Origin of the sequence: Denitratisoma oestradiolicum, assembly GCF_902813185.1 — a bacterium.
Taxonomy (GTDB): Bacteria; Pseudomonadota; Gammaproteobacteria; order Burkholderiales; family Rhodocyclaceae; genus Denitratisoma; species Denitratisoma oestradiolicum.
Window position 1 is genome coordinate 591,703 of record NZ_LR778301.1, and the last position, 26,989, is coordinate 618,691.

The window sequence follows — 26,989 nt, forward strand, 5'->3', positions numbered from 1 at the left end:
CGCACCTCAGCCCTGCTTATAGAGCTGGGCACCGCTTTTGACGAATTCAATCGACTTGGTCTCCATGCCCCGGGTCAGAGCCTCCTGTTCGGAAACCCCCTGGCTGGCAGCGAACTCCCGCACGTCCTGGGTGATCTTCATGGAGCAGAAATGGGGGCCGCACATGGAGCAAAAGTGGGCTAGCTTGGCGCCATGGGCGGGCATGGTCTCATCGTGGAATTCACGGGCCTTGTCCGGGTCCAGGCCCAGGTTGAACTGGTCTTCCCAGCGGAACTCGAAGCGTGCCTTGGACAGCGCGTTGTCGCGGATCTGGGCGCCGGGGTGGCCCTTGGCCAGGTCCGCGGCGTGGGCCGCCAGCTTGTAGGTGATGATGCCTTCCTTGACGTCCTGCTTGTTGGGCAGGCCCAGGTGCTCCTTGGGCGTCACGTAGCAGAGCATGGCGGTGCCGTACCAGCCGATCTGCGCCGCGCCGATGGCGCTGGTGATGTGGTCGTAGCCAGGGGCGATGTCGGTGGTGAGCGGCCCCAGGGTGTAGAAGGGGGCCTCGTCGCACCAGTCCAGTTGCAGGTCCATGTTCTCCTTGATCAACTGCATCGGCACGTGGCCGGGGCCTTCGATCATCACTTGCACGTCGTGCTTCCAGGCGATCTGGGTCAGTTCGCCCAGGGTCTTCAGCTCGCCCAGTTGGGCCTCGTCGTTGGCATCGTAGATGGAGCCGGGACGCAGGCCGTCGCCGAGGCTGAAGGCCACGTCGTAGGCCTTCATGATTTCGCAGATTTCCTCGAAGTGGGTGTAGAGGAAATTCTCCTGGTGGTGAGCCAGGCACCACTTGGCCAGGATGGATCCACCCCGGCTGACGATGCCGGTCATGCGCTCGGCGGTCATGGGGATGTAGCGCAGCAGCACGCCGGCGTGGATGGTGAAGTAATCCACCCCCTGCTCGGCCTGTTCGATCAGGGTGTCGCGCATGATCTCCCAGGTCAGGTCCTCGGCCTTGCCGTCCACCTTCTCCAGGGCCTGGTAGATGGGCACGGTGCCGATGGGCACCGGGCTGTTGCGGATGATCCATTCCCGGGTTTCGTGGATGTTCTTGCCGGTGGACAAGTCCATCACCGTGTCGCCACCCCAGCGGGTGGACCAGGTCATCTTGTCCACCTCTTCGCCGATGCTGGAGGACACCGCCGAGTTGCCGATGTTGGCGTTGATCTTCACCAGGAAGTTGCGGCCGATGATCATCGGCTCCGATTCCGGGTGGTTGATGTTGTTGGGGATGATGGCCCGGCCCCGGGCGATCTCGCTGCGGACGAATTCCGGCGTGATCTCATCGGGGATGGCGGCACCGAAGCGCTCGCCGATGTGCTGGCGGCCCAGCAGGCGGGCCATCTTCTCCCCGGTGGGGCCGGAGGTCCGCAGGGACTCGATGTATTCCCGGCGCCGCAGGTTCTCGCGGATGGCGACGAACTCCATCTCCGGGGTGATGATGCCCCGGCGGGCGTAGTGCATCTGACTCACGTTCATGCCGTCCTTGGCGCGGCGCGGTGTGCGATGCAGACCGGGGAAGCGCAGGGCGGCCAGGGCCGGATCGGCCGCCCGTTCCCGGCCATAGGCGGAGGAAAGACCGGGAAGCTGTTCCGTGTCTTGGCGTTCCTCGATCCAGCCTTGGCGCAGGGCCGCCAGGCCGGAGCGGATATCAATGGGGGTCTCCGGGTCCGTATAGGGGCCCGAACAGTCGTATACAAAAATGGGCGGATTCTTTTCCGCGCCCTGGGCGGAGGGGGTGTCCGCCTGGGTGATCTCGCGCATCGGCACACGGATGTCCGGCCGGGTGCCGGCAACGTAGATTTTGCGGGAATTGGGGAGGGGCTGAACCGCTGCCGCATCCACGTGGGCGCTGGCAGCGATGAATTTATCGTTGGCATTCATGGCGGTATTTCCAGGAGACCGGGCCGGGCGCCCGGCGCGGGGGAGGCCCAAACTACCGGAAACCCCCCTGCATTGCAACACTGTGGCCAATGCGGTTTCAGGCGCCGCGCCAGGCCAGAGGGGGCAAGCTGGAAGTCCGTTGAGATATCCACGCTAAAGTATTGAAAATAGCGGCCGTTATCCCGGGAACGTCTGAAAAGAAGGGGTAACCCCATGCAAGTGAATAAAACCGTGGCGGCGGCTGCGCTGTTTTGCCTGTTGGCAACCGTCAATGCCCCGGCCCGGGCCTGGGAGAAGGTGGTCCAGGGGAAACAGGAACGGGTGGATATGGATACCAGCCGCATTGGTCGCAGCGAGGATGGCCGCGCTCTGGCCTGGACCCGGCTGACCCTGTCCAGGGCCATGGCCGACGCCGAAACCGGGACCCCCTACACCACGGTGGAAGCCCTGAACAGCTACGATTGCGCCGGGGGGCGCTTTGCCACTCTCAAGCGTATTTACCTGCGCGGTGAGACCGTGCTGCGTGTCGAGCCTCTGCTGGCACCGAGGGAAATGGCCGTCGGCGCTGGCGGCATCGATGCCGCTCTGCTGGCCGAGGCCTGCAAGCCGCGCTCTGTGGCCGATCTGAAAAAAGCCGCCGAGACCAGCGCCCGGCTGGCGGCGGAAGCTTTGGGCGCCAAGCCTCCGTCCTTCGGCGTGATGCATGCCGAAATGGTGACGGAGGGAGGCAAGGCGGCCAGGACCACCAAGGTGGCCGACCCGGGTCCCGCCCGGGCGGAAGGCAAGGTGGCCGAGGCGCCAGCGGAGAGCCAGGGTCCGAAGCGTTTCATCGAACTGCCCAAGATCGACAAGTCCCAGGTGGAACGGCCTTCCGACGAACTCAAGCCTGCCATAGAGGATCGCCATGCGCGGGAGCGGATACTTGCCACATCCGGCCCGCGCCGCGTCGCCACGGCCAGGAAGAAGGTGGAACCGTCGCCAGCGGTGGAACAGCATCGTAATATTCACTGGAGCTATGGCGGCGAGGGCGGGCCGGCCAACTGGAGCAAGCTGCGCCCGGATTTCTCGACCTGTGCCACCGGCAACCGCCAGTCGCCCATCGACATCCGGGAAAGCATCAAGGTGAACCATGATGCGATCCGCTTTGAATACAAACCTACCCTGTTCCGTATCACCGACAACGGCCACTCCATCGAGGTCGGTGTTTCCGAGGGCAACAACATCACCGTGATGGGGCGCACCTACGAGTTGCAGCAGATGCACTTCCATCGGCCGTCGGAAGAACGGATAGGCGGCCGTGCCTTCGACATGGTGGCCCATCTGGTGCATAAGGATTACGACGGCAATCTGGCTGTGGTGGCGGTCCTGCTGGAAAAGGGCGGCGAACATCCCCTGATCCAGACCTTGTGGAACAACATGCCTCTGGAAGTGGGCCAGGAACTGCTGCCCTCGGACGCCATCGATCTCAACAATCTGCTGCCCCAGGACCAGAAGTACTTCAGCTACATGGGTTCCCTGACCACGCCGCCCTGTTCGGAGGGCGTGCTGTGGCTGGTGTTGCGGCAGCCGGTGCAGATATCGGCGGAGCAGATCGCCATCTTCTCCCGGCTCTACCGCAACAACGCCAGGCCGATCCAGCCCGCCAACGGGCGCCTGGTCAAGGAGTCGCGTTAAGGTGAAAAAGCATCGACAACGGCGCCGAGTGTAACCGTCGAGCGCAGCGAGCCGATGGGTAGCCCCGCTCCAGGATGGGGTTGGGGCTGGCGACCATGCGCGAAACACCGATCAAGTCCGTCACACCGGCGAACGCCGGTGTCCAGTGCGTTGTTTTCCTGGATTCCGGCGTTCGCCGGAATGACGCATTGGGCCTTGTTCTGTGCTTCCTAGTCGAAGCGGGTGTCCAGCCCCGCTTCGGCCACCTCGGCGGCCCGCAGCAGGGCGCGGGCCTTGTTGCGGGTCTCTTCCCATTCGGCATCTGGATTGGAGTCGTAGACGATGCCGGCACCGGCCTGGACGTAGAGGATCTGATCCTTGATCACGGCGGTGCGGATGGCGATCGCCAGGTCCATGTCGCCGTTGAAGCTCACATAGCCCACGGCTCCGGCATAGATGCCACGCTTGCTGGGCTCCAGTTCGTCGATGATCTCCATGGCGCGCACCTTGGGGGCGCCGGAGACGGTGCCGGCGGGAAAGGTGGCCTTGAGCACGGACAGGGCGTTCTCGCCTTCCCGCAGTTCCCCTTCCACGTTGGAGACAATGTGCATCACGTGGGAGTAGCGCTCGATGACAAAGCGCTCGGTGACCTTGATCGTGCCGGTCCTGGCCACCCGGCCGGCGTCGTTGCGGCCCAGGTCCAGCAGTTGCAGATGCTCGGAGCGTTCCTTCTCGTCGGCCAGCAGGTCGTCGGCCAGGGCGGCGTCCTCCTCCGGGGTGGCGCCCCGTTTTCGGGTGCCGGCGATGGGGCGTACCGTGACCTTGCCGTCCTCCAGTCGCACCAGGATTTCCGGCGAGGCGCCCACCACATGGAAATCGCCGAAGTTGAAATAGAACATGTAGGGCGAGGGGTTGAGGGTGCGCAGGGAGCGGTAGAGGGCCAGGGGTGAGGCGGAGAAAGGCTTGCTCATGCGCTGGGACAGCACCACCTGCATCAGGTCGCCATCCACAATGTACTGCTTGGCCTTCAGCACTGCGGCCTTGAACGCTTCCTCGCCGAATTCCGAGACGGCGGGAGCGCTGGTTGTCGCCTGATCGGCCGGGATCGCTACCGGCTCCCGCAACTGGGCCACCAGGCTGCGCAGTCGGGCCTGGGCCCGGGCGTGGGCGGCGGGTTCCCGGGGATCGGCATAGACCACCAGGGTCAGCTTGCCCGAGAGATTGTCCACCACCGCGATCTCCTCGGAGAGCAGCAGCAGGATGTCCGGGATACCGTCGGCATCGGCCTTGCGGCCCGCTTCAAGGCGCGGCTCGATATAGCGGATGGTGTCGTAGCCGAAGGCGCCCACCAGGCCGCCGTAGAGGCGGGGCAACTGGGGCAGGTCGGGCACCTTGTAACGGTCCATGAACTCGCCGACGAAATCCAGCGGGTTCACGTCGTTGCGCAGTTCCTCTACGGTCCCGTTGCTGATCACCGTCACCCGGCGTCCATGGATCTCGATGCGGGTGCTGGCGGCCAGGCCGATGAAGGAGTAGCGGCCGAAGCGCTCGCCCCCCTGGACCGATTCCAGCAGATAGGAATAGGGCGCGTCGGCCAGCTTCAGGTAGATGGACAGGGGGGTGTCGAGATCGGCGAAGGTCTCGATGCTGACCGGGATGCGGTTGTAGCCCGCCGCGGCGAGCCGGTTGAATTCGGATTCGTTCATGATGACTCCACGGGAAATTCTGCAAGAGGCCGCACGCAACAGGCATCGCGCGCGGACGCGAAGGCTTACTGGAAGGGCCGGGGGCGCCAGGGCCAGGCCTCCGCCCCCAGGGCGTGTTTCCTCGTGATGTGCAGATTTCTGTGAAGCATTTTGCGCGGGGTTCCAGTAATTCAGGCGGTAGTGACCAGTTCGGCCGCGTGGACCAGCGAGGCGACTATAGCATCGCACTCCAGGAGGCGCACATCCTCCCCTTCGTTGTAACCGTAGGGCACCAGGAACACCGGGCAGCCGGCGGCCCGGGCCGCATGAAAGTCGTTCTGGGAATCGCCGATATGCAGGTTGAATTTTGTCGGCACGCCCATGCGCTGGCAGGCATGCTGAAGCGGCAAGGGGTCGGGCTTCTTCCGGGGCAGGGTGTCACCGGCGATGGTGAACTCCACATAGGAGGCCAACCCCGACACGGCCACCAGGGGCTCGGTGAAGGCGCCCGCCTTGTTGGTGATGATGGCCAGCTTCAGCCCCAGGGAACGGAAGCGCTCCAGGCCCTCGATCACGCCGGGGTAGGGCTGGCTGAGTCGGCCGTTGCACTCGGCGTAATGGCGCCGGAATGCCGCATCGGCCCGGGCCAGGGCCTCGGCGTCGGGTTCCTGGTCGAAGGTGATGGATCGTTTCACCAGATTGGGGATGCCCTTGCCGATGAAGTCGCGGATCTGGGCTTCACTGCGCTGGGGCAGTCCCAGTTCGGCCAGCATGGCATTGGCGGCCTTTGCCAGATCGGGCGCGGTATCCAGCAGGGTGCCATCCAGATCCAGGGTGACGGAGTGGATGGGCAGGGGGAAATTCATGACCGTTACTGTGAAAAAGCAGCTTTTCCGCTGGGCCGCCCTAAGGAAAAGCGGCACGCGCCGCCAGGCGCAAACGGTATGCTCTTGTCACGGAGTTCCCCGTCACTTCGAGCGTAGCGAGCCAGAGAGAGCCCCCCGCGAGGGGGGCGAAGGGGGGCGAGCGTTTTCATGCGATGGACAGTTCGGCGCGCAGGGTACCGATCACCGAATCGTAGCGGTGGGGGTCGCTGTCCCGGGCGGCGCCGAATACGGCGGAGCCGGCGACGAAGGTGTCGGCCCCGGCCCGGGCGATCTCGGCGATGTTGTCGGCTTTGACCCCACCGTCGATCTCCAGCAGGATCTTGCGGCCGCTCTGCTTCTCGTAGGCGTCTATCCGTGCCCGGGCCTGACGCAGCTTGTCCAGGGTGCCGGGGATGAATTTCTGGCCGCCGAAGCCCGGGTTCACGCTCATCAGCAGCACCAGGTCCAGCTTGTCCATCACATGATCCATGTAGTGGAGCGGCGTGGCCGGGTTGAATACCAGGCCCGCCTGGCAACCGGAATCCCGGATCAGGCCCAGGCTGCGGTCGATGTGCTCCGAGGCTTCCGGGTGGAAAGTGATGATGTTGGCACCGGCCTTGGCGAAGTCCGGCACGATGCGATCCACGGGCTTGACCATCAGGTGCACGTCGATGGGGGCCTGGGTCAAGGGACGGATGGCTTCGCAGACCAGGGGGCCGATGGTCAGGTTGGGGACGTAGTGGTTGTCCATCACGTCGAAGTGGATCCAGTCGGCGCCGGCGGCGACGACGTTCTGCACTTCCTCGCCCAGTTTGGCGAAGTTGGCGGAGAGCAGGCTGGGAGCGATGCGGTACATGAAGGGACCCTCATTGACGAAGCCAGGATTTTACCGGCTCCCGTCCATTGCGGTCGGCGCGGTTTTCGTGTGCAATTGCGGACTATGGCCGAATCCAAAAAATACGAAATCCAGGTGTCCGTCGCGACCCAGTACCTTCCGGATCAATCTGAACCGGAGAGTGGCCATTTCACCTTCGCCTACACCATCACCATCGCCAATACAGGCAGCGTGGCCGCCCAGCTCGTCTCCCGTCACTGGATCATCACCGATGCCGATGGTGATGTGGAGGAAGTGCGCGGTCTGGGAGTGGTGGGCCATCAGCCCCTGTTGCAACCGGGCCAGCGCTTCGAGTACAGCAGCGGCTGTGTCCTCGAAACCCCGGTGGGGACCATGCGCGGCAGCTATCAGATGACCGCCGAGGACGGCACCCAGTTCGAGGCCACCATCGCCGAATTCGTGCTGTCCATGCCCCGCATGCTGCATTGATGGCATCCCTGTCTGGGACCGCATAATTGCTTCAAAACTTGATATTTCCTTTCGTTCGGCGCAGCATTTCCATCTAGACCAAATGGTTTTATAGGTGGCGATATGGGCCTCTTCAGTATTTTCAGCCGACGGGCGAAGCATGGGATGCCTGGCAGGGGGCGGGTCACCGTCATGTATGTCATGGCCAGCGAGCCACTGGCTCCGGACCATGCCCGGGAGCTTCATGATCGCATTGCCGCTGCCGCCCCCGAAAGTTTCGAGGTTTATAGCCCCAGTTCTTTTTTCGCTTATTTTACGGGTACAGCCGAGGGCGAACACCTTGCGCAGGACCTGGCGCAACAACTGCGGCAATATGCGCTGGAGCGCTCCATACACCCTTTTGGCATAGGTATCAGGCCGGGCCAGTGCATGGGGTCTTTTGCCAGCCATGGCCGCCTGAGCGCCCGCCTCACCAACGAAACCCTGGATGATGTGATCAACGCCGCAATCAAGGACGCGGCCGTCCAGAGGCCCTGAATCGCCCCCCGGGGGGGTGAAAGGTGCGAGCCTTTCCATGGCCATCGAAAAGCAGTTTTTCCACCGGGCCGCCCTGACCGAAGGAAATCCCCGTGGGACAAGGAAAAGCGGCACGCGGCGCCAGCCGCAACCCCTCGGTGACCACCACGGAGCGCCCCGTAATATCGAGCAAAGCGAACCATATCGAACCCCCCGGAGGGGGGCGAAGGGGGGCGCTTTACCCCGTGCCGCCCACCGTGAGTCCGTCCAGGCGCAGCGTGGGCTGCCCCACGCCCACCGGCACGCTCTGCCCATCCTTGCCGCAGGTGCCCACACCCGGGTCCAGGGCCAGATCGTTGCCGATCATGGAGACCCGGGTCAGGGCGTCGGGGCCGTTGCCGATCAGGGTGGCGCCCTTGACCGGATAGGTGATCCGGCCATCCTCGATCATGTAGGCCTCGGCGGTGGAAAAGACGAACTTGCCGCTGGTGATATCCACCTGTCCGCCGCCGAAATTGACCGCATAGAGGCCATGCTTCACCGAGGCGATGATCTCTTCCGGCGACTTGTCGCCGGCCAGCATGATGGTGTTGGTCATCCGGGGCAGGGGCAGGTGGGCGAAGGATTCCCGGCGACCATTGCCGGTGGGGGCCACGCCCATCAGGCGGGCATTGAGGCTGTCCTGGAGATAACCCTGGAGGATGCCGTCCTCGATCAGCACCGTGCGCCGGGTGGGATTGCCCTCGTCATCCACCGAGAGGGAACCCCGGCGATCGGCCAGGGTGCCGTCGTCCACCACGGTGACGCCTTTTGCCGCCACCTGCTGGCCGACGCGGCCGGCAAAGGCCGAACTGCCCTTGCGATTGAAGTCCCCTTCCAGTCCGTGGCCAATGGCCTCGTGAAGCAGGATGCCGGGCCAGCCGCTGCCCAGCACCACGGTCATGGTGCCGGCCGGGGCGGGACGGGCGGACAGATTCACACTGGCCTGATGGACGGCGCGGCGGGCGTAATCACGCAGCACCTCGTCGCTGAAATAGGTGTAATCGAAGCGGCCGCCGCCGCCGGAGGAGCCCTGCTCCCGCTTGCCTTTCTCTTCCATGATGACGCTGATGGACACCCGGACCAGGGGCCGCACGTCGGCCGCCAGATGGCCATCGGATCGGGCCACCAGGATCACCTCCCAACTGGCGGCCAGATGGGCCATCACCTGCTTGACCCGGGAATCCTCGGCCCGGGCGAAACCTTCCAGCCGCTCCAGCAGGCGAACCTTTTCGATATCGGAGAGGGACGCAATGGGGTCGTCGGCCAGATATAGGGCCGGGGTTTGCCGATGGCTCAGCAGGGGCGCCAGCTTCTCCGCGCCCGAGGCAGCGATGGCACGGGTGGCCCCGGCCGCCGCGTTGAGGGCCGGCAGACTGATTTCATCGGAATAGGCGAAGGCGGTTTTCTCCCCAGCCACGGCCCGCACTCCCACCCCCTGGTCGATGTTGAAGCTGCCGGACTTGACGATGCCTTCCTCCAGACTCCAGCCCTCGGAGCGGGCGTACTGAAAATAAAGGTCGGCGTAATCGACCTTGTGACCGAAGAGTTGGCCGAAAACGGTCTCCAGCTTGCGGGGGCTCAGGTCGTAAGGCGCCAGCAGGCAGCGTTCAGCGGTAGCGTAGGGGGTGGCGGTCATATCAACAGTCGTTTAGCAGGGTCTTGGAGCAGCGTTCATCCACGGGAAACATGCGGGTACGGCTGCGGTCGAGAAAGTTTTCCTCGTCGGCCGCCAGTTCGGCAAACACATGGGGATCTTCAAAGCGGGCAAGGCCGGCTTCATAGGCCGCCCGGTCGGCGAACCAGAACTCGGTCAACGAATCGTACCCCAGAAGATCGGACTCCTCTTGGGGCAGGAAGTTGCGTCGGTAATCCAGCACTTCCGGCATCAACCGCAGAACCAGGGGGGCGTGCTGATTTTCGTAGTAGCTGATGAAGTCCTGGCGGGAGATTCCGGACTTGCGTTTGAGTAAGCCAATGGCCTTGAACATTGTTAAGCCTCTTAATCGAGTTTGCGATGGGTCAGGGCCGGCAGGCTGGCGCGCACTTCTGCGATGCGGTTTGGGTCCAGTTCGGCCGTGATCACGCCTTCGCCCTTGTCCAGGCGGGCCAGCACTTCGCCCCAGGGATCCACAATCATACTGTTGCCGTGGGTCATGCGCCCATTGGGGTGGCGTCCTCCCTGGGCAGCGGCCAGGACGTAGCACTGGTTTTCCACGGCCCGGGCCCGCAACAACAGTTCCCAGTGAGCGCGGCCGGTGGTTTCGGTAAAGGCCGCCGGCACCACGATCAGGTCCAGCATGCCGAGGCGGCGATAGAGTTCCGGGAAGCGCAGGTCGTAGCAGATGGAAAGACCCATCCGCCCCAGCGGCGTGTCCACCGCCACCGGCTGACTGCCTGGCTCGATGGTGGCGGCTTCGTCATAAATCTCCTGGCCCTTGCGGAAACCGAACAGGTGGATCTTGTCGTAGCGGGCGACGCAATGGCCCAGGTCGTCATAGACCAGACTGCTGTTGCGCAGCTTGGCGGGGTCGTCGGCCATCAGGGGAATGGAGCCCGCCACCAGCCACAGGCCCAGGTCCCGTGCCGTGGTGGCGATGAATTCCTGGATTGGCCCCGCCCCTTGCCTTTCCCGGGCCGCCAGCCGGTCGGCATCGCTGGCGCCGATCAGCGGGAAATACTCCGGCAGCACCGCCAGCCGGGCGCCCTGGGTCGCCGCCTGTTCCAGCAGACGCCGGGCCGTCTGCAAATTCGGCCCCACCTCCGGCCCGGAAATCATCTGGATGGCCGCTATTTTCATGAACCCGCCCCCCGCCCCCCTTCCCGAGGAAGGGGGTGACGATGGTTCGCCGCTATGCGGCTCCATGTTGTTGGTTGCGCGGGCCTTGGGGCGGCCCGGCGGCCCGCGCCGGCTCCGCTCGATAGGGGCGGGGCTTTTCGTGGAAGCCAAGTATGGTTCATTGCCCTTCTTTCAACTTTGGTTCACCCACTTTTTCCACCTTGGGATCGGCCCAGGAGCCGGTGATGGCGTATTCGAAGGCGAAGACCTTGTCCAGGGGGCCGCCGAAGAGCTTGTTGGCGAGCCAGTAGGCGGCGCCGGTGGCCGGGTTGGCCAGGAGCACGCCGGTGGTGATGGTTTCTCCCAGGGCCGGTTGCACCCGCACCAGCAGATTCTGGGTCTCCTGGACCAGATTCACCCGGCCCTGCATGGCGACCCGGGCCGAGGGACCGCGGATTTCCAGATCCTGGGTTTCCATCACCCCCTGGCTGACGCCGGCCTGGCCCTCGATGGCGTCGAAGGCGAAACCATCGCTGAAGACGTCGCGGAAGTCCAGGGTGATGCGCCGGGGCAGGGATTGCAGGCTGAGGATGCCCAGCAGGCGTCCGGCGCCGGGCTCCAGCTTGTTGAACTGGCCGTCCTGGGCCTTGACTCTGAGACCGCCTGAGAGGGAGGGGTAATCGATCGCGAAGGGGGGGCCGCTCCAGCTCAGGTTGCCCTCCAGATTGGCGCTGCCCCGGCGTACCGCATCGGGATAGCCGATGCGGTTGAGCAACTTTTCGACGCTCCTGGCCTTGAGCTTGAAGTCGAAGCGGGTGCTGGGCGCTTCGGCGCTGGTCCGCCAGCGGCCCTGGCCGCTCAGGTCGCCGTCTTCGCTGTGCAGGGACAGCCTGGTGTGCCAGTCGCCCCCCTTGTTTTCCGCATTGATCCGTACCTCGCCCAGGTCCCGTTCGTGATGGACGAAATGGTCGAAACTCAGGTCCAGGTCCGGCAGCTCCCTGAGGCTGTCGGCCAGTTTGGCGGCGTCGTCCGTGGCGACCTTGCCGCTCATGGCCGCTGGCAGGCTGAAGTGGGCCAGGCGTCCGGAGAGCCGGCCGGCGCCTCCTTCCCGCCATTCCAGTCGGCCCTGCATTTCGCTGCTCTTCAGGTCGGCGCTCCATTGCCCGGCATGACGCTGACCGGTCAGGCGCAGTCCATGCACGATGCGCCCGAAGGCTACCAGTTCATCCACCCGCAGGTCGGCGCTGGTCAGATTCAGGCCGTTGCTGTCGCTCTTGCCCTGTGCGTTGGCGCTGGATGCTGGGCGCCAGAAATCCAGGTCGAAGCGGGGTAGCCCCACAGCCAGCAGGGTGCCGTGGTCGGGAAGCCGGGCGGGGATATCTCCGATCCTGATCAGGCCCCGTTCCACGGTGCTTATCCCGCCCTCGGTCCGGCGCTGCAATTGCATCTGCAAGGTCTTGCCCAGGCTCAGTTCGATCTGGTCCCTGCCCGGTGCCGGATGGTCGGAGGGAGAGACGGTCGATGCGGGTATCGGCTTGCGCTCGAACACCAGGGATCGGGCCTCGGTGGCCGGCTTGTTGAAGGGTTCCGGCAGGCTGGAGGTGAGGCCTTTCAGATCCGAGACCAGGCGTAGTTCCGCGCCCCGGCCCTTGATGCGTACCGTGCCCGTCCAGCGGGCGCCACCGGAGAGATGGTCCAGCAGGGGTTGGCCGGGGAACTGCTGGCGCAACTGGACGCCATTGACATCGCCCCGGGCATCCACCGCCACCTGGCCGTCGTTGCCCGTAGCGATGTCGATGGTGGCGGGGCCACCCAGAATGCGGGCACGCAGGGCGCGGGCGGCAATGCCGTGGTGTGTGAATTCGAGTCGTCCCCGGACATCCTCCAGGGCCGGCATGGCCGGGTCGGGAAGCAGACGGTTGGCATCGAAACGATAACCTCCCTGGACCTGGCTGGTGCTCAATTGACGCAAGGGCAGGGTGAGGTTCAGGTCCAGCTCTCCAGTGCCGGTGGCGGCCATATCGGCGGTGGCATGCTCGATCCAGCCCGCCACGGGGCTGGACTCGATGAACTGGAGGAACTGGGAGGTGGCGCCCCTGGCCTGGCCCTTGATCACGAGCCGTTCCTCCGGGGCTGACAGATCGGCAATCTCGGCTTTCACGGACCCCAGGGCGGCACCCAGACTGCGGCCCTGGCTGGCCTCTATGTTCATCCGGACACCCTCGAACAGCAGGTTGCCGGTGATGTCGTCGATCTGGGGCCAGTCGGGGGCGTACTTCAGGCTGCCGCCATGGAACTTGCCCTGAATACGGAAGATGCCCCCGCCCTTGGCGAAGGGGAAATGATTCAGATCGCCCTTGAGCTTGAGGGTCGCCTCGCTGGCCCGGCCGCCGCGGAGCGCCTCCTTCAGCCACAGGGCCACGTCGGTGCTGACTACCCGGGGCATGTAGCGCCATACCGCAGTGGCTTCGGCCCGGCTGAAACGGGCATCCAGGTCAATCTCCCCCAACTGCCCCGGTTTGTGCAGATAGCGCCCCGACACCTGGCCTTCCGCATCCCGGTTGCGCAGCTTGATCTGGCTGAGCTGAATCTCGGTATTGACCCCCTCGGCGCGCCAGCCGCCCCGGGCCTCAAGGGACTCCAGGGGGATGCGGGATTCGGCGAACACGCTCGGGAAGTCCAGGGCACCACCCTGGCTTCCCAGTTCGAAAATGCCGCTCTTCTCGTTGCCCTCGATGCGGCCCGAAATACCTTCCATGCCCGGTATGACTTCCTGGGCGGCCAGGGCCACGTTGGTGAAGCGGCCCTTGATGTTGAACTGCTCGAAGGCCTGCTGCCGACCATGCCAGTCCAGCTTGATCCCGCTGAAGTGCCCCCGGGGGGCGTAGGCGGTCAGGGAGGTTCTAAGCTTCGGCGGCAGTGGGAGGTAATCGGCCAGCCGTCCCAGTAGCCCCAGGTTCAACTCATTGGCGGTGAATGCCCCCTCCCTGGCTTGCCAGTCGAGGCGCAGGTCCGTGGCCGGCAGCTCAATGCCGTTGCGGGTCCGCAGAGCCAGCGCCCTGGTGCTCAGTTCGAAGCCATCGGCCAGCCGCCGGGCCGTGAACCGGCCGCTCAGTCTTTCCAATTCCAGCATCGGCAGGTTCGGCGCCAGCCGGGCCTCCACATCGGCCAGGGACACATCGGCGGTCAGGCCCACTGGCTGCGACTGCTCCCGATCCAGCCAGAGCCGCAAACCACCCCGACCCCGGGGCAGTTCCAGGGGGTAATCCACCCAGGCCCGCCACGCCGCCAGATCGGTGTAGTCCAGTTCGGCATAAAGCTGGCCTTCCCAGTCCTCAAGCTGGCTCAGGCGTCGCCCTCGCAGATCGCCGCGGATATCCAGCCGGGCCGCCATGGCGCGGGGCGGTTCGGCGGTAAAGCCGAAACGGTGATGGCCCAGGTCGTTTTGCAGGTTCAGGTTCAGATTGTCCAGGGTCAGCAGGGGGGCACGGCGTTGTTCGTCATTCCAACTGACCCAGGCATGGCGCACCACGATATGGTTCTGGGACAGCAGCCAGTCGCCCACGCCGCGCTCTTCGCGCTGGGTGGATACCGCCAGGCCAGCCACGAACAGCCGGCCGGTGGCATCCCGCCGCACATCCAGCCGGGGCGCCTCCAGTTCCAGGCGATGAAAGCGGGGCTCCAGCAACAGCAGGGAGGTCCAGCCCACCACGGCGTCCACCTGATCCAGTTCCAGCACCGGCCGGCCGGCTGGGTTCAGTATCCGCACCCCGTCCACATGGAAACGGGGGCGCAGCCATTCCCAGTCGGCGGCGAGGTGGGCGATGGTGACGGGTTGCCCCAGGGCGGCCGAGGCTTGTCGTTCCACCTCGCCCCGGTAGTCGGCGATCCGGGGCAGCACCAAAAAGTGCAGGGTCAGATAGATCAGGCTCCAGCCCAGGCAGAGCAGGCCCGCCAGCCAGAGGGCGATCCGCCTGCCGAGGCGCGGCCAGGGGGAGGGGTGCGGCAGGACAGCGGCGGCGCGGGGAGCGGCAGGGGGCATGAAGGGTTGGGCAGGACGGGCGCCCGTTAGAATGGGTGGGAATTGAAAGCTTCCGGATTTTAACCGACCGATCATGACCGCCCTCGACAATGTGTTGCCCTACTCCCGCTATCTCGCCCGCCTGGTCGAGGCCCGCCCCGCGTTGGAAGCGGACATTTCCCGGCGCCTGGGGCAGGCGCCTGACCGGGTTGCCCTGGCGGATCACCTGGCGGCCCAGTCCCTGACTGAGGACAGCCTGAAGCCGGCCCTGCGCCACTTCAAGCAATGGGCCTATGCCTGGGTGGGCCTGCGGGATCTGGCGGGCCTGGCACCCCTGGAGGAAGTCACCGAGACCATGACGCTGATCGCAGATCTGGCAGTGGCCAAGGCCCTGGAAGTCATCGGCACCGGTCTGGAGGCCCGCTATGGCGCGCCTCGCAACGCACGGGGCGAGCACCAGCAACTGATCGTGATCGGCATGGGCAAGCTGGGAGGGCGGGAGCTCAATGTCTCCTCCGACATCGATCTGATCTTCGTCTATCCCGACGATGGCGAGACCGACGGGGAACGTGTCATTTCCAATTTCGAGTTCTTTTCCCGCCTGGGACGCCAGTTGATCAGCGCCATCGCCGAAGTCACCGGGGACGGCCAGGTATTCCGGGTGGACATGCGGCTGCGGCCCAATGGCGATTCCGGGCCCCTGGTCTGCTCCTTCGAGATGCTGGAGAACTACTTCATCACCCAGGGCCGGGAATGGGAGCGCTACGCCTGGATCAAGGCCCGCCCCATGACCGGGCAGCGCTGGGAGGAATTGGAAGCCATCCGGCGCCCCTTCGTCTTCCGCAAGTATCTGGACTTCGGCGCCATCAACGCCATGCGCGATCTTCACGCCCAGATCCGGCGCGAGGTGGCCAAGAAGGACATGGCCAACCATATCAAGCTGGGGCCGGGCGGCATCCGCGAGATCGAGTTCATCGCCCAGGTATTCCAGTTGATCCGGGGCGGGCGGGACCGGCCGCTCCAGATCAAACCCACCCTGCATGTGTTGCCCTTGCTGGCCGAGCGGGGCATCCTGAGCCTGGCCGGTGCCCAGGAACTGGCCGCCGCCTACCGATTTCTGCGCCGCCTGGAGCATCGCCTGCAATATCTGGACGACGCCCAGACCCATCGCCTGCCCGACAAGTCCGAGGACCAGGACCTCGTCGCCCGGGCCAAGGGTTATGTCTGCTACCAGGCCCTGCTGGCGGAACTGGATGCCCACCGGGAAACCGTCTCCCAGCATTTCGAGGCCGTCTTCGCCGATCCCAACCGGGACGGCCATGACCTGGACCGGCTCTGGCAGGGGGCTGGCGAGCGGGCCGTGGAGGCGTTCGCCAGCCTGGGTTTTCGCGAGCCGGAAGCGGCCGCCGAGCGGCTGGCCGCCCTCCATGCCGGGGGCCGTTATCGGCAGATGGCCCAGGGCATCCGGGAGCGCTTCGATGCCCTGGTGCCCCGTGCGCTGGCGGCGGCGGCCGCGCTGCCCAACCCGGACGAAACCCTGACCCGGCTGCTGGACCTGCTGGAGGCAGTTTCCCGCCGGGCCGCCTATCTGGCCCTGTTGCAACAGTATCCCCAGGCCCTTGGCAAGGTGGCACAGTTGATGGGCAGCTCCAGTTGGGCGGCCCAGTACCTGCAGCAACATCCCATCCTGCTCGACGAACTGCTCGATGCCCGGCTGCTGGATACGCCCCAGGACTGGGTTGGTTTCCGCGCCGAACTGGAACAGCGCCTGGAGGAGGTGGAGCCGGATACCGAACGGCAGATGGACCTGCTGCGGGAGGCCCACCACGCCCAGGTCTTCCGCCTGCTGACCCAGGACATCTCGGGCCTCTTGCAACTGGAAAAACTCTCGGACCATCTTTCCGAGCTGGCCGACATCATGGTGGACAAGGCCCTGCGCTTCGCCTGGAAAAAACTCGCCACCCGCCACCGGGACGCGCCGAAGTTCGCCGTCATCAGTTACGGCAAGCTGGGGGGCAAGGAACTGGGGTATGCCTCCGACCTGGACATGGTCTATCTCTTCGAGGACGAGGACCCCGATGCCGGCCGCATCTATTCCCGCCTGGCCACCCGCTTGTCCACCTGGCTCTCGGCCCAGACCCCGGCCGGCATGCTGTTCGAGACCGACCTGCGGCTGCGCCCCAACGGTGATTCCGGTCTGCCGGTGGTGAGCCTGGATTCCTTCCGCCAATATCAACTGGAGAATGCCTGGCCCTGGGAGCATCAGGCCCTGACCCGTGCGCGCTTTTCCGCCGGCGACAAGGCCGTGGGCGAGAAGTTCGAGCAGATCCGCATCGAGATCCTGCGCCAGAAGCGGGACCCGGAAAAGCTGCGGGAAGACGTGCTGGCCATGCGCCAGCGCATGTACGACGCCCACGCCACCAAGGGCGATGAGGTGGAGCATCTGTTCAATCTGAAGCAGGACCCCGGTGGCCTGATCGACGTGGAGTTCCTGGTCCAGTATCTGGTGCTGGGCCACGCCCATGTGCATCCCGAACTGTGCGGCAACCTGGGCAACATCGCCCTGTTGCGCATTGCCGCCGGCCTGGGCCTGATCCCGGCGGAGCGGGCCGAGACCGTGCGCGACGCCTACCGGGAATACCGCCGCCTGCAACACGCCCTGCGCCTCAACAACCAGAAGAGCCGGGTGGAGCGGATCAGCGTGCTTCCTCAGATCGAGGCGGTATGCGGATTGTGGCGTGTAGTATTCGATCGATAGGGAAACACAGGTTTATTCGTCGCCCCGGCAAAAGCCGGGGTCCAGTTCGTTGATTTTCCTGGATTCCGGCTTTCGCCGGAATGACGGAATTGAATTAATCAGCGTCTCCCGCATCGTTCCGATTACTCATTGCCTACTGCCATGCCCGTCAATTACTCCACTCCCGCCGCTTCCCAACTCCACCCCGTGGCAGGTGTCCGTCTCGGCGTCGCCGAGGCGGGTATCCGCAAGAAGGACCGCCGCGACCTGACCCTGATCGCCCTCGACGAAGGCGCCCGGGCTGCCGGCGTGTTCACCAAGAACCGCTTCTGCGCCGCGCCGGTGACCCTGTGCCGTCAGCATCTGGCCGCCGGCAGCGACATCCGCGCCCTGGTGATCAACACCGGCATCGCCAATGCCGGCACCGGCGCGCCGGGCATGGCCGCCGCCGAGGCCACCTGCCATGGCGTGGCCGAGACCCTGGGCATCGCACCGCGCCAGGTGCTGCCCTTTTCCACTGGCGTGATCCTCGAACTGCTGCCCGCCGAACGGGTGCTGGCGGGCCTTGCCGCCTGCCAGGCGGACCTGAAGGCCGATGGCTGGCATGCCGCCGCCCACGCCATCATGACCACCGACACCGTGGCCAAGGCCGCCTCGCGCCGGGTCCAGATCGGCGGTCAGCGCGTCACCATCACCGGCATCTCCAAGGGCGCCGGCATGATCCGCCCCAACATGGCCACCATGCTGGGCTTCGTCGCCACCGACGCCGGTATCGCTCCGGCCCTGCTGAACAGCCTGGTGAAGGAAGCGGCCGACCACTCCTTCAACGCCATCACCGTGGATGGCGACACCTCCACCAACGACTCCTTCATCCTCATCGCCACCGGCAAGTCCGGCGTGGAGGTGAGCGATGCCGGCGACGCCCGCTGGCCGGCGCTGAAGGCCGCCGTCATCGAGGTGGCCCGGGAGCTGGCCCAGGCCATCGTCCGCGACGGCGAGGGCGCCACCAAGTTCATCACCATCGCCGTGGAAGGAGGCAGGACCATCGAGGAATGCCGCCAGGTGGCCTATGCCATCGGCCACTCGCCCCTGGTGAAGACCGCCTTCTTCGCCTCGGACCCCAACCTGGGCCGCATCCAGGCCGCCGTGGGCTATGCCGGCATCGAGGACCTGGACGTGGCCGGCAGCCGCATCTGGCTGGCCAGTAACGGCGAGGAAGCGCTGGTCTCCGAACATGGCGGCCGCGCCGCCGGCTACACGGAGGAAACCGGCTCCCGCATCATGCAGGCGGCCGAGATCACCGTGCGGGTACACCTGGGCCGGGGCGAGGCACAGGCCACTGTGTGGACCTGCGACCTGTCCTACGACTACGTGAAGATCAACGCCGACTACCGCAGCTGACGCTCCCGTGTCCCGCCTGATCCTGGCCCCCATGGAAGGGCTGGCGGACGACATCCTGCGGGACGTGCTGACTCGGGCGGGAGGCTACGACTGGTGCGTTACCGAGTTCGTCCGCGTCAGCACCACGGTGCTGCCCCCCTCCGCCTTCACCCGGGTCAGCCCGGAACTGACCCGGGCATCCCGCACCCGGGCCGGAACGCCGGTGCGGGTTCAACTGCTTGGCTCCGATCCTGATCTGCTGGCGGCCAACGCCGCCCAGGTGGCGCGCCTGAAGCCCGCCGGCATCGATCTCAACTTCGGCTGTCCCGCCCCCCTGGTCAACCGCAAGGGCGGCGGCGCGGCGCTGCTGGAAGAGCCCGGACTGTTGCACCAGATCGCGATGGCAGTGCGAGCTGCCGTGCCCGAGGAGATTCCGGTGACGGCCAAGATGCGTCTCGGCATCCGCGATACCCACCGGGCCCTGGATTGCGCCCGGGCCCTGGAGCAAGGCGGTGTTCAGGAACTGGTGGTGCATGCCCGAACCAAGGCCGACGGCTACCGGCCGCCGGCCCGTTGGGAATGGGTAGCCGCGATCCGGGGGGCGGTCCGGTTGCCGGTCATCGCCAACGGCGAGGTATGGACTCTGGCCGACTATCGGGCGATCCGCGCCGCCACGGGCTGCGACGACGTGATGCTGGGGCGCGGCGCGGTGGCCGACCCGCTGCTGGCAAGACGTATCCGCGCCGGGGGCGCCGCCGATCCCGCCGCCGACTGGCCGATCCTCAAGGAAATGATCGCCGACTTCTGGACCCAGGTGCAGCAGAAAGTCCTGCCGACCCAGTCCCCGGGGCGACTCAAGCAATGGCTGGGCATGATGCGCCGGGCCCATCCCCAGGCCGAGCAACTGTTCAAGGCCCTGCGCCCCTTACGCACCGCCCAGGAAGTTTCGCCGGTGCTTACGCGCCACTTCGCGACCTCAGGAGGTTGAGGTCGCACCCCGCTACCGTCACATCCACGCGCTCGGGTTGGTGGAATCAGCCCAACTGCTCCCCTCCCCCTCGCGGGGGAGGGGCCGGGGGAGAGGGGGCCTCTCAGCTCAAGTTTCCGCTGGCGTCCAGATTGGTGAAGCTGATGTTCCCGATGCTGTGCAGCTTGTTCACCATGCCCACCAGTTCAACCGGCTCCATGTCGGATTGAATGTTCACTGTCCAGGTTGAAGGCTGGTTCAGGGTGCCGTCGGCCCGGGGCATGATGGACAGGTCGTTGAGGATGGCGTTAAGCAGGCCGCGGACCCTGATCGTGCTGGCATCCAGTTTGGACTGGTAATAGTCATGGAGGGCCAATGAAGGAAGGTCGCCCGTGAGCCGCAGGTACATCTCATCCACGATCTGGCTGTTGCTCTTACCTGCCGTCAGGCTGGCGAATTCACTACTGGTGGCCAGATAGGCTACCAGACTACCTGTGGTGCCGGTCTGACCATTGGCATCCAGCCAAACGCTGCCGTTCTGACTCGCCAGCAAGGAGGTGTATTGGCTTAATTCCGCAGTCGTGGCGGCCCGGCCCAGGGTGCCGATGAAATAGGTCTGAACCTTGGCGTTGTAGCTTTGAGCATCGGATGTGTCGATCCTGGGCGAGGGGAGCAGGCTCATGATGGAAACATCAGCCGCGCTGTCGCTGAAATGTATATTCTCGATGTCTCGGAGAACGATGGTGCCACTGCTGTTCGTGGCGACTACATCACCATTGGCCTGCAAGCTGATGGAATACTGACTGCGCATTCCCTGGAATGTAATAAGGTCCTCGCCTGCCCCACCGTCATATGATGCATTGCCATTGCTTGCCTGGAGATTGTCATTGCCAGAACTACCGCTTGTCATTTCTCCTTGGGTCGTGAAATTGTAGCTACTGGTTCCTGCATAGCTGTTGCCGGCGAGATCCTTGATATTACCTGCGGAAAATTCAAGCCTGTATCCAGTGTTGTGCGAAAGATTGTTGGTTGGATTAACTGTAATGGTGCTGCCAGAAATGCTGAGGTTGCTGCTGGTCGTGGCATCATAGGTGGCAATGGTTGCTCCGGCAGACGTCTTCAGAACAATGTTGCCGCTGCCACGCTGAATGGCCTCGCTGAAGGTAACGACGATATTGCTGCCGATGGCAACGGCGGTTGCCTCATCGGCAGGGCTGAATGAGGAAACTGTCGGGGCTGATGTGTCGAAATTCGTGGTGGTCGTGATGCCAATGAAATCTCCGAGACCCAATGCGCTTGTTCTGCCTGCAAGTTTGATCAGGCTGCCATTGAAACTTGTGCCGGTACCGGAGCCCTTGATGTACAAGTAGCCGTCGACTCCATCGGTGAACTGTACGGCTACGTTATTGATCGAACTATTGGCCGTGATTGCAGACAGAGTGGCGTTGATCGTGACTTGGTAGCTGTAAAGCGTTTGAGCAAGGGAAACTCCAGAAATTCCCGAGAACTCTATGCGGTCCCCCGAAGAGAAATCGGTGATGGTATCCAGGCCTGATACCGTCGATTCATTGCTGGCCTGATAGGCGAACACATCGTCACCGATTCCGCCGGTCAGGGAGTCGGCCCCCTCATTGCCAATGAGCCGGTCATTACCGGCGCCACCATCCAGTGTGTCGTTACCAGCAAGACCCGAGATCGTGTCATTGCCACGCATTCCATTCAGGGAGTTTGCTGCCGAGTTGCCGCTGATCTGATCGGCGCCATCACCCCCGTAGGCATTTTCTATGATCGTGCTGCTGGAAATCGTCAGGCTTCTTCCATCGATGGTGCAAGTGCTACCGGATACCAAGTTCAGGATGGAATTCGTGGAGCAGGCGGCGGCGTTCAGGGTGTCTATGCCGCTGGAGTCGGACAAGGTTGCCCTGTTGGCCTGATCGCTACAGGCTTCCGCGAACTCGTCCGTGTAGATGTAACAATCATCGGAGGAGGCGGGCTTGCCGATAAGGTTCAGGGTCCAGGAATCAAAGGTTCCAACATCGCCCGCCACACGATCAGAAACCCAGATATTCCAGGTTCCCGTTGATGACTCTCCCCAATTCAGCACCGTGTCGAAAGTGAAGTGAATGTCGTTTTGGTCGGTACCGTAGGCACTCAGAGGGTTTTGTTGTGGTCGCCAAAGCAACCAGCTTCCGGTGCCAGATGGCGACTCAAGATAGATGGCCAGGTCGCCCACAAAGTTGTGAGTCACGTTCAGGGTGACTTCAACCCGCTCTACGTCGATGCTCTGGCCCACGTAAATGGAGTCATAGGCGCCATTCGAGTTGTTGTCTGGAATGGCAAGAGCAGGGCTATGGCTGGATGTCACTTGTTGGCGATTGGGTGCGGTATGGGATGCACCCCAGGTCTCGGCCAGTCTTACCGCAGCCCTTGCGTCTACCAAGCCAAACCCGAGGTCATGGTAGACGGCGTCGTAGTGGAGCCCTCCGCCATTCCAGTTGCCGGCGCCGTTGTAGCGCCAGTCATTGGATGGGGAACCGATCTCGCGGGCTGAGTAGGCCAGAATTTCCTGGACATCTCGATAGCCGAGTTCAGGATTCGCTTCCAGCATCAGCGCGACAATGCCAGAGACAATGGGCGCGGAAAAAGATGTTCCCAAAGTACTTGCGTAATTGGATGAATCGTCGCCGGCGCTGCCAACCCTGTCGGTTGTAATGATGTCGCTCAGACTGTCACTACCCCCGCCCCCAGGCGCCGCGACAAGTACCGAGGCACCCGGGGAGCTGTAACTGGTCACATTGCCGGCGTAGTCAGTGGCGGCGACGGTGATGATGTATTGACTGTTCTGGAAGTTGTGGAGATTGGTGTCATCACCAAAATCAAAACTATTGCCTGCGGATTGGACGACAATCGTCCCTAGACCGTCGCGTCCTGTTGCTGCCAAATTCGCCAAAGCCTCCCCAGCCGAAGAAAATTCCGGCGATTGGAAATTGTCTAAGAACGCCCAATGCTCCCACGAGTATGTATAGTCCTGCTGGGCGAATCCCCAGCTGTTGTTTAGTACATCGAAATTCTTGGCATATTGAAAAGCATTGGGTATTTCGGAACTTGTCATTCCGTTATATATCGAAACCAAGCTTGCCTCATACGCCACTCCGACAATACCTGCCCCATCTCTTTCTGCTGCAATCGTGCCAGCAACGGCGGTACCGTGATTGTCATCAGTAAGAATCGGCGCCCCTCCGGCACTCAGGTTCGAAGCATTGCGACCAAGATTGGTAAGCAGATTGCCGTTGAGGTCTGGGTGGTTGGGGTCAATCCCTTGATCAAAGACCGCAACCCGAACACCGGCACCTGTGTAGTCAGACCATACCGGGAAGGCATTGATGCCGGTTGTTGGGTACAAGTACCACTGGTAGGTGAGCCCGTCATCCGAGGGAAGAGCATAGGGGCTGTCGTTGTCGGCAATAATCCCAAAGGCTGCCCAGCTTGAAGCGTCTAGAACAGCTCCCTGTGGTGAATATAGAAATCCATAGACATTTTCTGTCGGTTCAAAAACGGTGTCTCCCTTGACCTGTACTGTGAAGGTCGCCGATGTCTGGCCTGGTGCAAAGGTTACCGTTGATGTCGTGGAGTTGAAATCTGTTCCTGCCGTTGCGGTGCTTAATCCGAGAGTGCTAGCCGTTACGCTGACGGCTGTTGGGCTGGCAGCGGAAAGACTCAGGGTGAAAACGAGATTCGTGGTGCCACTGTCACCTTCTGTTGCTGCGGAGCTATCGATGGAGACGGTCGGCAACTGCCAGGCCCGGACGCTATAACTGCCTGTGGCGTTGTTTCCGGACTCCCTTGCCGCCAGGTAATAGGTGCCACTCGATGAAGGAGTGAACGCCAGATATGCATTGAGACCTGATCCATTGTCATCATCGAAATCGAGGGTGGCTCCATCGCTATTAAGCAGTTCCAGGTAAGGATCGGTAAGCGTGCTGCCATCGATCGTAAAAGCGTAGGTGGTTCCTGCGGTCAGGGAGATGCTATAGAGGTCGACATCGCTGGAAAAGTTGAGAGTGCCGCTCTGACTGCTACCAAGGGTAAGCGCCGCAGTGACCGGGTTGGCTTTGACTGTCAGGCGATAAATACCTGCCCCATCATTGCCTGCCTCCTGAACGTCCAGGTAGTAGGTCCCCGAGGTCGTTGGCGTATAGAAAATTCGTGAATTTAGTCCGAGGCCTGAGTCGTCGTCATACGCGACAAGTATCCCTGTATTGCTTCTAAGTGATAGCCATGGGTCTACCAGGGTTAGGCCGGCGCTGCCCCCATCGCCCCAGACTCCGGTTAGATCAAACTGATAATTGACGCCCGCTGTCAGCGTGACAGCATACCAATCTGAATAGTCCGACTGTACCCCGATACTGTCAGTAGTACTGCTATTGACACTAATCGTCGCGGCGGTGGCTGTTGTTGCCAGTTGGTCTCGGTATAGGGATATTGTGTATGTGCCGGTGGCATTGTTTCCATATTCCTCTGCACTCAGGAAGTATGTGCCACTGCTGGTTGGTGTGACGTACAGATAGGAATCTCTTGTGTATAGGCTGTAATCGTTATTCGATAGCTGGGCTACTCCTGCTGAGTTATAGATGGCGAGGTAGGGATCGCCCAAAGTGCCATATCCGTACTGGCTACCCTCAATGGCGATTTGATAGCCGTAGCCAGCCTGTAAACTTACTCGCCACCAGTCTTTGTCACCGGCATAGTCAATTGCACTCGTTGATGATGAGTTGGCCGAAAGCGTTGTCGATGACGAGGTATTACTAGGTATGGTGTCCGCCATGGTTCCCTCTATGTGGATTGCCCCCATCCTTTCTTGATAATTCTGGATTTCGCTGGTTCAGCGAGGACATTCAAAGCAACCCATAGTCTCAGATTGCCCCTTGCCGTGACAATATGACGAAAGTCATAGTGGCCTTGGGTTTTGGCTCTGGTTCCATGGCTGTCAAGTGACGGGGCTCTAAAACTAGCCGCCAGAAGGCCGCCGGGGCAGGGTGTGGCGAGCCCTTTCAGGCTTCAGCGTCTGACTGCCTTCAATATGCCCCGCAAGATCTCGATGGGAGCCGGCGGGCAGCCTGGCACCGTCACATCCACCGGAATGACATTGGCGACTGCCCCCCGGCAGGCGTAGTTCTCGCCGAAGATGCCGCCGTCGCAGCCGCAGTCGCCGACGGCCACCACCAGCCGGGGTTCCGGGGTGGCATCAAAGGTGCGGCGCAGGGCCATTTCCATGCTGCTGGTGACCGGGCCGGTCACCAGCAGCAGGTCGGCGTGGCGGGGGCTGGCGACGAATTTGATGCCCAGTCCCTCGATGTTGTAGTAGGGGTTGTTGAGGGCGTGGATTTCCAGTTCGCAGCCGTTGCAGGAGCCCGCATCCACCTGGCGGATGGTCAGGGCCTGGCCCAGGATTTCCAGTATCTCCCGCTGAATGCGCTCGGCCTCTTCCCCCTCGTCTTCCTCGGAGAGGGGCGCCGCTTCGGTGGGTATGCCGGCGTGCAGGATCTGTTTGAGGATCTTCCACATCAGAGGTCGTGTCCCGAATAGCTGAGGTTGAAGGACTTGTTGATCAGGGGGAAGTCCGGAACGATGTTGCCCATCACCGCGTGTTCCAGCACCGGCCAGTTCTGCCAGGAAGGGTCGTGGCAGTGGCAGCGGCCCAGGCGGCCGGTCTCGCCCTTCAGTTCCAGGGCCACCAGGATTTCGCCGCGCCAGCCTTCCACCCAGCCGGCGCCCACCGCGTCGTGGGCGGGCAGGCTCACGACGGCCCGGGTCTCGCCGGCGGGCAGCCGGGCCAGTATCAGACGCATCAGGCGCAGGGACTCCAGTACTTCCTCGAAACGCACCGTCACCCGGGCGGCCACATCGCCGTTGCGGTGGGTCGCCATCCTGACTTCCAGGCTGTCGTAGGGCGCCCAGGGCTGGTCGCAGCGCAGGTCCGCGGACTGGGCGCTGGCTCGGCCCGCCAAACCGGTGAGGCCGAGGCGGGCGGCCAGTTCCGGCTTGACCCGGCCGGTGCCGATGAAGCGGTCCTGGAGTCCGGAATGTTCGTCATAGACGATGCGCAGGGCCAGCACTTCCCCTTCGATACCGTCGCATTGACGCAGCAGCGCCTGGAGGGCGCCTGGACTCGGGTCCAGAGCGACGCCGCCGGGCACGACGCAGTCCATCATCAGGCGATGGCCGAAGGCTATTCGGGAGAGGCGCAGCCAGTCCTCCCGCAGCCGGGAAAACTGGGCCAGACCGAAGGCCAGGGCGGCGTCGTTGCCCAGGGCGCCCAGGTCCCCCAGGTGGTTGGCGACCCGCTCCCGCTCCAGCAGCAGCGCCCGCAACCACTGGGCACGTTCCGGTATTTCGCAGCCGCAGGCGGATTCCAGGGCCATGCAGTAGGCCCAGGCGTGGGCCACCGTGCTGTCGCCGGAAACCCGCCCCGCCAGGCGGTGGGCCTCCAGGGGCGGCAGTTGGGTGAAGCGCTGCTCGATGCCCTTGTGGGTGTAGCCCAGGCGTTCCTCCAGGCGCAGCACCTTCTCGCCCACCACGGAAAAACGGAAATGGCCCGGCTCGATGATGCCGGCATGCACCGGACCCACGGGAATTTCATGGACGCCTTCGCCCTCGACGCGGACGAAGGGATAGTCGGTCGCTTCCCGGGCGGGGCCGGCCGCCGTGGACAGGGTGCTGGCCCGCAGAGGCAGATAGTGTTCCGGCCAGGCGCCGTGGGCCAGCCAGGGACGGCGATCGGCGGCATCTTCCGGGGCGATGCCGAGCAGGTCGGCCGCGGCCCGCTGCATGCGGCTGGCAAAGGGGTAGAGGGGTGTCAGGTCGGGGAAGGCGCCGCCCTGGTCCAGGGACAGATCGAGCCAGAGCAGACCGCCCTGGGTGCCGTAGGCGGCGGAGACCGCCAAGTCGGGGGCTGACGCCGATCCCCGGTCGCTGCCCCACAGGGCCACCAGCCGACCACCCGCCGCCGCCACGTTCCGGGCGGCGGCCAGCCAGGTGTCGCGATCCACCGTGCTGCGCCAGATGGGCAGGGGCGCGGTCAGACGCAGGGGATCGAGTTCCAGTTCGTCGATACGCATGG

17 protein-coding genes are annotated in these 26,989 nt (G+C 63.7%); 6 read left to right on the forward strand and 11 right to left on the reverse strand.

Features of this window, described 5'->3' with window-relative positions:
- Positions 1 to 6: 6 nt before the first annotated feature.
- A complete protein-coding gene (gene thiC / locus DENOEST_RS02895) occupies positions 7 to 1,923 on the reverse strand; it encodes a phosphomethylpyrimidine synthase ThiC (RefSeq protein ID WP_145769914.1) in 1,917 nt (638 codons plus the stop codon).
- A gap of 213 nt (positions 1,924 to 2,136) precedes the next feature.
- Between thiC and DENOEST_RS02900 the strand changes: the two genes are divergently transcribed.
- Positions 2,137 to 3,597, forward strand: a complete 1,461-nt coding sequence (locus tag DENOEST_RS02900; protein WP_145769915.1) for a carbonic anhydrase — start codon at positions 2,137 to 2,139, stop codon at positions 3,595 to 3,597.
- Positions 3,598 to 3,806: 209 nt separating this feature from the next.
- Here DENOEST_RS02900 and trpE read toward each other — a convergent pair whose 3' ends face one another.
- The 3 genes from trpE to rpe all read right to left on the reverse strand — a co-directional run bounded on the left by trpE (position 3,807) and on the right by rpe (position 6,983).
- Positions 3,807 to 5,282 carry an anthranilate synthase component I gene (gene trpE / locus DENOEST_RS02905; RefSeq protein ID WP_145769916.1) on the reverse strand — a complete coding sequence of 492 codons (1,476 nt, stop codon included), beginning with the start codon at positions 5,280 to 5,282 and terminating at the stop codon, positions 3,807 to 3,809.
- Positions 5,283 to 5,452: 170 nt separating this feature from the next.
- Entirely contained in the window at positions 5,453 to 6,127 is a 675-nt protein-coding gene (locus DENOEST_RS02910) for a phosphoglycolate phosphatase (protein WP_145769917.1), read from the reverse strand.
- A gap of 166 nt (positions 6,128 to 6,293) precedes the next feature.
- A complete protein-coding gene (gene rpe, locus DENOEST_RS02915; protein WP_145769918.1) occupies positions 6,294 to 6,983 on the reverse strand; it encodes a ribulose-phosphate 3-epimerase in 690 nt (229 codons plus the stop codon).
- 84 nt (positions 6,984 to 7,067) lie between these two features.
- Here rpe and apaG point away from each other — a divergent pair, with 84 nt between their 5' ends.
- Both apaG and DENOEST_RS02925 read left to right on the forward strand, forming a co-directional pair.
- The gene (gene apaG / locus DENOEST_RS02920; protein ID WP_145769919.1) at positions 7,068 to 7,451 is read left to right on the forward strand and encodes a Co2+/Mg2+ efflux protein ApaG; all 384 of its coding nucleotides are present in this window, start codon (positions 7,068 to 7,070) and stop codon (positions 7,449 to 7,451) included.
- Between the two features lie 171 nt (positions 7,452 to 7,622).
- Positions 7,623 to 7,967 (forward strand): hypothetical protein, encoded by a 345-nt coding sequence (locus DENOEST_RS02925; RefSeq protein ID WP_183148196.1) that lies wholly within the window; start codon positions 7,623 to 7,625, stop codon positions 7,965 to 7,967.
- Between the two features lie 217 nt (positions 7,968 to 8,184).
- On the opposite strand, the gene tldD is transcribed toward DENOEST_RS02925, so the two are convergent.
- From tldD to DENOEST_RS02945, 4 genes are all read right to left on the reverse strand, one after another.
- Positions 8,185 to 9,624, reverse strand: a complete 1,440-nt coding sequence (gene tldD / locus DENOEST_RS02930) for a metalloprotease TldD (protein ID WP_145769921.1) — start codon at positions 9,622 to 9,624, stop codon at positions 8,185 to 8,187.
- Position 9,625: 1 nt separating this feature from the next.
- A complete protein-coding gene (locus tag DENOEST_RS02935) occupies positions 9,626 to 9,976 on the reverse strand; it encodes an EthD domain-containing protein (RefSeq protein WP_145769922.1) in 351 nt (116 codons plus the stop codon).
- An 11-nt stretch (positions 9,977 to 9,987) separates the two neighbouring features.
- Positions 9,988 to 10,785: a carbon-nitrogen hydrolase family protein gene (locus DENOEST_RS02940; protein ID WP_145769923.1), complete on the reverse strand. Its 798-nt coding sequence runs from the start codon at positions 10,783 to 10,785 to the stop codon at positions 9,988 to 9,990.
- A gap of 157 nt (positions 10,786 to 10,942) precedes the next feature.
- The gene (locus tag DENOEST_RS02945; RefSeq protein ID WP_170228123.1) at positions 10,943 to 14,806 is read right to left on the reverse strand and encodes a YhdP family protein; all 3,864 of its coding nucleotides are present in this window, start codon (positions 14,804 to 14,806) and stop codon (positions 10,943 to 10,945) included.
- Between the two features lie 73 nt (positions 14,807 to 14,879).
- Between DENOEST_RS02945 and glnE the strand changes: the two genes are divergently transcribed.
- From glnE to DENOEST_RS02960, 3 genes are all read left to right on the forward strand, one after another.
- Positions 14,880 to 17,543 (forward strand): bifunctional [glutamate--ammonia ligase]-adenylyl-L-tyrosine phosphorylase/[glutamate--ammonia-ligase] adenylyltransferase, encoded by a 2,664-nt coding sequence (gene glnE / locus DENOEST_RS02950; protein WP_145769925.1) that lies wholly within the window; start codon positions 14,880 to 14,882, stop codon positions 17,541 to 17,543.
- Between the two features lie 141 nt (positions 17,544 to 17,684).
- Positions 17,685 to 18,923, forward strand: coding sequence for a bifunctional glutamate N-acetyltransferase/amino-acid acetyltransferase ArgJ (gene argJ, locus DENOEST_RS02955; protein ID WP_145769926.1), 1,239 nt, complete (start codon positions 17,685 to 17,687; stop codon positions 18,921 to 18,923).
- Positions 18,924 to 18,930: 7 nt separating this feature from the next.
- Positions 18,931 to 19,890: a tRNA dihydrouridine synthase gene (locus DENOEST_RS02960; protein ID WP_332068212.1), complete on the forward strand. Its 960-nt coding sequence runs from the start codon at positions 18,931 to 18,933 to the stop codon at positions 19,888 to 19,890.
- Positions 19,891 to 19,993: 103 nt separating this feature from the next.
- Here DENOEST_RS02960 and DENOEST_RS02965 read toward each other — a convergent pair whose 3' ends face one another.
- The 3 genes from DENOEST_RS02965 to DENOEST_RS02975 form a co-directional block, all read right to left on the reverse strand.
- Entirely contained in the window at positions 19,994 to 24,694 is a 4,701-nt protein-coding gene (locus DENOEST_RS02965; RefSeq protein ID WP_170228124.1) for a S8 family serine peptidase, read from the reverse strand.
- A 233-nt stretch (positions 24,695 to 24,927) separates the two neighbouring features.
- Entirely contained in the window at positions 24,928 to 25,434 is a 507-nt protein-coding gene (locus DENOEST_RS02970; protein ID WP_145769928.1) for an NADH-quinone oxidoreductase subunit B family protein, read from the reverse strand.
- Entirely contained in the window at positions 25,434 to 26,987 is a 1,554-nt protein-coding gene (locus tag DENOEST_RS02975) for a hydrogenase large subunit (RefSeq protein ID WP_145769929.1), read from the reverse strand. The genes DENOEST_RS02970 and DENOEST_RS02975 overlap by 1 nt, the downstream gene beginning before the upstream one ends.
- Positions 26,988 to 26,989 lie beyond the last annotated feature (2 nt).